We start from the raw sequence: 4468 nt of genomic DNA on the forward strand, positions 1-4468 counted from the left end.
AGGGGCGCGGGGAGCTGTGCGAGATTCTGCGAGCCGTGTGGCGCTTCAGGCGCCCGAGGTCAGGGCGCTGCGGCGTGGGGAGATGCCGGACGGCACCGCGCGGGCGCGGGCCGGGGTGCCGGTCCAGCAGGTGCCGCGGCGCGAGAGCAGGCGGCGCAGCCACAGTTCCAGCGAGACCAGGTCGGCGATGCCGTCGAGGGGGAGCGGTTCGCCGACCGCCGCGGAGCGCACCGCCTTGCGGACCACCCGCGCCTCCACCAGGCCCGCCTCCGCGAGCAGCGGCGTGCCGAAGAGGTCGATGACGTCGTCCGCCGCGACGCGCAGCCCGGTGCGGGAGGCGGCCGCCGCGGAGGCGTGCGAGGGGGCGCCCCAGCCGGGCGGGAGGTCGGCGACCCCGGCGCCCTCCAGGACGGTGCGCAGGATCGCCGCGCGGGCCCCGGGCTGCACGCGCAGCGCCTCCGGCAGGGCGCGGCAGGCGCGGACCACCTGGTTGTCGAGGAAGGGGGCGTGCAGCCGCTGCGAGCGGATCTCCGCCGCCTGTTCGAGGACCCGCAGGTCGGCCGCGTGGCGGGCGAGGGCGGCGCGGGCCCGGTAGTCGCCGGGGCGCTGGCCGGGTCCGACCGCGGAGCGGTGGGTCGCGCCCTGGAGGCGAACCGATACTTCGGCGAGGGCCTCGCCGGTCAGCCAGCGCGCCGCCGGCCCGGGTCTGCCCCAGGTGAGCGCGGCGAGGGACGCGCCGACGGCGCCGCCCGGCTCGTCGAAGCGCCGGTGCAGCAGGCGGTCGGCGAGCACCTCCAGGCCGGAGCGGTAGGGCGTGCGGGCGAGCCGGCGGGCCGCGCCGTAGACACGGGCCGGCACCAGCACCGAGCCGTCGGCCTTGGCGAGCGCGGCGACCGGGCGCACCAGGTGGCGGCGCTTGCGGTCCATGAGCAGGTCGGCGAGGCGGGCGGGGTGGGCGTCGAGGACCTGGCGGGCGCCGTGGCCGGTGAAGTGGTCGGCGCTGCCCGCGGCGAGGCGGGCGCGGTGGCGGGCGGCGGCGACCAGGGAGGGGCCGGGCTCGTCGGTGAGGGGTCCGTCGAGGTCGGCGTAGGGCAGGACGTCCTCGCCGCCGGTGACGACGACGTGGTGCAGCCGGGGGTTGGCGGCGAGCGTGCCGGCCCGCTCCAGTTCGGCCTCGCGGCCGCCGACGGCGAGGTCGTTGAAGGTGACGGCGAGCAGCCGCTCGCCCGCGCCGGTGCCGTGCCCGAGGACGGTGCCGGGCATTCCGGGCAGGCCCGCGGCGAGCAGCGCCAGCGTGCCGGACGCGGGTCCGCCGGAGAGGTCGGCGCCGATGCCGGGCACCGGCATCCCGCGCGCGGCGCGCCGTTCGGCGGGCCCCATGCCGGGCACCGGGCCGGGGTCGATGTCGGGCACGTGCCGGGGCGCGGCCAGCCGGGCCCGGACGGCGTCGACCAGCGCGTCGCGTACGGCGTCGACGGCACGGTCGGGGTCGGCGGTGGGTGCGGCGACGGCGAGGGAGGCGACCGGCTCGTACCCGGCGATCTCGCGGGCGCCGGCGCGCAGGATCAGGGTGTGGCCGGGCGGGATGCGCCGTACGCCTTCGTACGGCGTGGAGTCGTGCACGGCGGCCGGCACGTCGGGGGCGGCGAGCAGGGCCGCCAGGTGCGCGAAGTCGAGGTTGGCCTCGATGAGGTCGGCGAGCGGCAGCGCGGCCGTCGCGTAGGCGGTGCCGCCGGCCCAGGGGGTGTAGAAGACCGGGCGGGCGCCCGCGAGGTCGCCGCAGACGGTGATGCGGCGGCCGACCTGGACGACCGCCGTGTAGCTGCCGGGCCAGTTGGTGAGGTGGCGCAGGGCGCCGCCGCGGGTGGCGAGCAGGCCGAGCCGCAGTTCCTCGTCGGTGGCGCCGCAGGTGCCGAGGACGGCGATCCGGGTCTGCGGGTCGATCCTCACCGTGCGGACCTCGTCGGGGCGCCAGTCGCCGACCGCCCACAGCGGATCGGGGTCGCCCCACAGGAGTTGGGAGCCGACCGGGTGCACGGTCTCGCCGTCGCCTCCGGTGGCACCGGCGGAGCCGATCCCCGCGGCCGCCGCGGCGGTGCTGCTCCATCCCACCAACCACCGCATCGACGCCTCCACAGGCTGTGGACAACCAGTGCACCGTACGAACCGGTCACCATGCTGCCATGAAGGACGCGTCACGGAGGTGCGGCGGAGCGGCTTGTGATCCCTCGAACGCGCTCGCGTGCGCCGGTCCGCCACCGGGCGAACGGCGTCCGGCCCGCCGGGCGGTGGGGATGCGGTGCGGCGGGCCGGGCGGGCGCGCTGCGGCGGGCCGGGCGGGCACGGCAGGCCTCTGACGCGATGCCCGCGAGGTCCGTCGTAGGATCGACTCCCGGGCGGAGCAGGGCGGTTGCGACGCGAATGCGCCCCCGGCTTGCGCCCCGAAAACACCTGATGCGCCCTCAAGTACCGTGGTGAGAGGGCTGATCATCCGAAAAGGGATGGGGCGATTTTCAGCCAAATCCTGGCCGCGGGAACAGGCGTGCGCACGCTCCGTACAGCCTCCGCGCGGCCCGCTCCGCGCGCTCAGTCCGGGAGGCGGAGCCCGCCTCCCGGACCGGTCCGCCGCCCGCGGGGATGGAGGCGGCGGTGTCCCCCAGCCCACTGGATCCAGTACAGCGGGCCGACCCACGCACGACCCATGGAACCGCTCCCCCGGTGGCCGGAGGAGAGCGCACGGGCAGGCGCACGGCCACACGGCGGGGGCACGAGGCCATCGGCCGTGCACGGTGCGTACAGGACCCGTACTCCCGTACGGACCACAATCCCGCCATCCGGAACAATGCCTCTTAACGCTTGGGATGCGGCGAACTACGCTGGGTTTACGAATGCCGCGTGGTTATGCCAGCGCGGCAGCCGTCTGTGTCGAGGGGTGGCGCAATGTCCAGGGAGCAACGCGGGCCGAACGAAAAACTCGGCGCCGTTCTCGCCCTCGCGGGAATCAGCAACGCAGGACTCGCGCGACGCGTCAACGACCTTGGCGCTCAACGCGGGTTGACTCTTCGCTACGACAAGACGTCGGTGGCGCGCTGGGTGTCGAAGGGCATGGTGCCGCAGGGCGCCGCGCCGCACCTCATCGCGGCCGCCATCGGCCAGAAGCTCGGCCGCCCGGTGCCGCTCCACGAGATCGGCCTGGCGGACGCGGATCCCGCGCCGGAGGTGGGCCTCGCCTTCCCCAGGGACGTCGGCCAGGCCGTGCGGACGGCCACCGACCTCTACCGGCTCGACTTCGCCGGCCGCAAGGCGGGCAGCGGCGGCATCTGGCAGTCGCTGGCCGGTTCCTTCGCAGTAAGCGCATACGCAACACCCGCCTCACGGTGGCTGATAACCCCGGCCGACAGCTCGGTCGCGCGCGACGCGAGCCCCGCCGAGGGCTCCGGCGCACCGCTCAAAGTCGGCCACAGCGATGTGCAGAAACTGCGGGAGGCCGCCGAGGACGCGCGGCGCTGGGACTCCAAGTACGGCGGCGGCGACTGGCGTTCGTCGATGGTGCCCGAGTGCTTAAGGGTGGAGGCGGCACCACTGCTGCTCGCCTCCTACTCCGACGACGTCGGGCGGGCCCTGTTCGGAGCCAGCGCGGAGCTGACCCGCCTGGCCGGGTGGATGGCGTTCGACACCGGCCAGCAGGAGGCCGCGCAGCGGTACTACATCCAGGCGCTGCGGCTCGCCCGTGCGGCGGCCGACGTGCCGCTCGGCGGGTACGTCCTCGCGTCCATGTCGCTCCAGGCGACCTACCGGGGCTTCGGCGACGAGGGCGTCGACCTCGCACAGGCCGCGCTGGAACGCAACCGGGGCCTGGCGACCGCCCGCACCATGAGTTTCTTCCGCCTGGTCGAGGCACGGGCGCACGCGCGCGCGGGTGACGCGCAGGCGGCCGGGGCCGCGCTCAAGGCCGCCGAGAGCTGGCTGGAGCGCTCCCGGGACGGCGACAACGACCCCTCCTGGCTCGGCTTCTACTCCTACGACCGCTTCGCCGCCGACGCGGCCGAGTGCTACCGCGATCTGAAGGCGCCGCGGCAGGTGCGGCGGTTCACCGAGCAGGCGCTGTCGCGGCCCACCGAGGAGTTCGTGCGCTCGCACGGGCTGCGGCTGGTGGTCTCCGCGGTCGCGGAACTGGAGTCGGGGAATCTGGACGCGGCGTGCGAGCAGGGGGTGCGGGCGGTCGAGGTGGCGGGACGGATCTCGTCGGCGCGGACGACCGAGTACGTGAAGGATCTGCTGCATCGGCTGGAGCCTTACGGGGACGAGCCGCGGGTGGTGGAGCTGCGGGAGAGGGCTCGGCCGTTGCTCATGGCCCCGGCCTAGGGTTGGCGGAATCGGGGTGGGCCCCGGCCCGGGGTGTCCCTGGGTGGGGGTGGGCTCCGGCCCGCGGGCCGGTTGTGGCTGGTCGCGCAGTTCCCCGCGCCCC

General features: G+C 75.6%; 2 protein-coding genes. One reads left to right on the forward strand and one right to left on the reverse strand.

What is annotated here, in order from left to right:
• Positions 1–45: 45 nt before the first annotated feature.
• Positions 46–2124: an asparagine synthase-related protein gene (locus WN71_RS38625; RefSeq protein WP_071369949.1), complete on the reverse strand. Its 2079-nt coding sequence runs from the start codon at positions 2122–2124 to the stop codon at positions 46–48.
• An 816-nt stretch (positions 2125–2940) separates the two neighbouring features.
• Between WN71_RS38625 and WN71_RS38630 the strand changes: the two genes are divergently transcribed.
• Positions 2941–4365 carry an NsdA family TPR-like regulatory protein gene (locus tag WN71_RS38630; protein ID WP_071369950.1) on the forward strand — a complete coding sequence of 475 codons (1425 nt, stop codon included), beginning with the start codon at positions 2941–2943 and terminating at the stop codon, positions 4363–4365.
• The last annotated feature ends 103 nt before the right edge of the window (positions 4366–4468 follow it).

The organism is Streptomyces mangrovisoli (assembly GCF_000974985.2).
GTDB classification, from domain to species: domain Bacteria; phylum Actinomycetota; class Actinomycetes; order Streptomycetales; family Streptomycetaceae; genus Streptomyces; species Streptomyces mangrovisoli.